The sequence below is a fragment of the Mycobacterium sp. SMC-13 genome, from assembly GCF_045311035.1.
In the GTDB taxonomy this organism is placed as follows: Bacteria; Actinomycetota; Actinomycetes; order Mycobacteriales; family Mycobacteriaceae; genus Mycobacterium.
In genome coordinates this window covers 1-1396 of record NZ_JBJIAI010000083.1, presented here as the reverse complement: position 1 = coordinate 1396, position 1396 = coordinate 1, and the positions used below count along the sequence as shown (strand labels likewise).

2 protein-coding genes are annotated in these 1396 nt (G+C 65.1%); both read right to left on the bottom strand.

Annotation, left to right across the window (positions count from 1 at the left end; genetic code table 11):
- A partial coding sequence (locus ACJH6I_RS31765; protein WP_406785191.1) for a chemotaxis protein CheA occupies positions 1–924 on the bottom strand: 924 nt, incomplete at its 3' end.
- Positions 887–1279: an Hpt domain-containing protein gene (locus ACJH6I_RS31760; protein WP_406785190.1), complete on the bottom strand. Its 393-nt coding sequence runs from the start codon at positions 1277–1279 to the stop codon at positions 887–889. The genes ACJH6I_RS31760 and ACJH6I_RS31765, both read right to left, overlap by 38 nt.
- Between the last annotated feature and the right edge of the window lie 117 nt (positions 1280–1396).

The following is a 1396-nucleotide window of genomic DNA, read 5'->3' as shown; positions in this document are numbered from 1 at the left end:
GCCCGGCGCGAAGATGAACTTGTGGATCTGGGCCTCGGTCATCTTCTCCAATTCAGCCTCGGTGACGAGACCGTTCTGGAGTGCCTTGGCCTTGATCCGCTCGGTGTTGAGCCCGCGGCCATTGTCGGCGATGCAGATGATGATGTGGCCGCCTTCGTGATAGGCACTGAGGCGGATGGTGCCCTGCTCCGGCTTGCCGGCGGCGAGGCGCTCGGCGGTGGTCTCCAGCCCGTGATCGGCGGAGTTGCGCACCATGTGCGTCAGCGGATCCTTGATCAGGTCGAGCACCTGGCGGTCGAGCTCGGTGTCGGCGCCGTGCATCTCGAGCTCGATCTGCTTGCCGAGTTCGCCGGAGAGGTCGCGGACGATGCGCGGCAGCTTCTGCCAGGCATTGCCGATGGGCTGCATCCGCGTCTTCATGACGCCTTCCTGCAGCTCGGCGGTGACGTTGGAGAGCCGCTGCAACGGCACCTTGAACTCGGTGTCCTCGTTGCGGCGCGAGATCTCCAAGAGCTGGTTGCGGGTCAAGACCAGCTCGGAGACCATGGTCATCAGGTGCTCGAGGGTATCGACATTGACCCGGATCGACTGGTTGGCGATCTTGTTGCCTTCCTGGACGTCTTCGGCGGCGGCCTTGCGGGCCGGCTTCTTCGCAGCTTCAGCCGGCTCGGCGGCGGGGGCTGCGGCCACGACCTTCGCGGCAGGCGCCGGCGCAGGTGCGGCCACTTCGGTCTCGGTCTCGCGGAAGGCGCGCTCGAGCTCGTCGAGCGAGACCTCGCCCGGACGCAAGGGGCGCTCCAGCGTCTGCACCACCAGCGTGCCTTCGGCCATATCCGCCTGCACCGACGGCGCTTCGACCACCGGCACATCTTCTTCGGCAGCGGCATCACCGGCGGCCATTGCCGCCATGCCGCGCTCGACCATCGCTTCCAGCTGATCGATCAGATCGCGGTCGTTGCCTTCGGGCTCGGCCTCGGCCGCCTCCGGCCAATATCTCCTTGATGCGGTCGATCGAGGACAGGATCAGCGTCACCGCTTCCGCTCTCACCGGCATGCCGTCGCGGAATTTGCCCATCAGGGTCTCGCCGGCATGCGCCAGCGCTTCCAGCCGCGGCAGCCCGAGGAAGCCGCAGGTCCCCTTGATCGTGTGCACAAGGCGGAAAATGTTGTCCAGGATCTTCGCGTTGTTCGGATCCTGCTCGAACTGCACCAGCTGGTTGTCGACCGTATCCAGGCTCTCGCTGCTCTCCGTCAGGAACTCGCGCAACAGATCGTCCATGGATAGGCCCCCTCAAGGTGCTGCGGAACGCTCGCATCGCATCGATAACTTGGCGGGCTTCACAGCGACGTTAATTTTGCCGTCCGTGCAAATACGGACGAGGAGTCCCGCGATGCA

Coding starts and splice junctions, on each gene's coding strand:
- ACJH6I_RS31760 (WP_406785190.1), bottom strand. CDS start 1,279: ATGGACGATCTGTTGCGCGAGTTCCTGACGGAGAGCAGCGAGAGCCTG.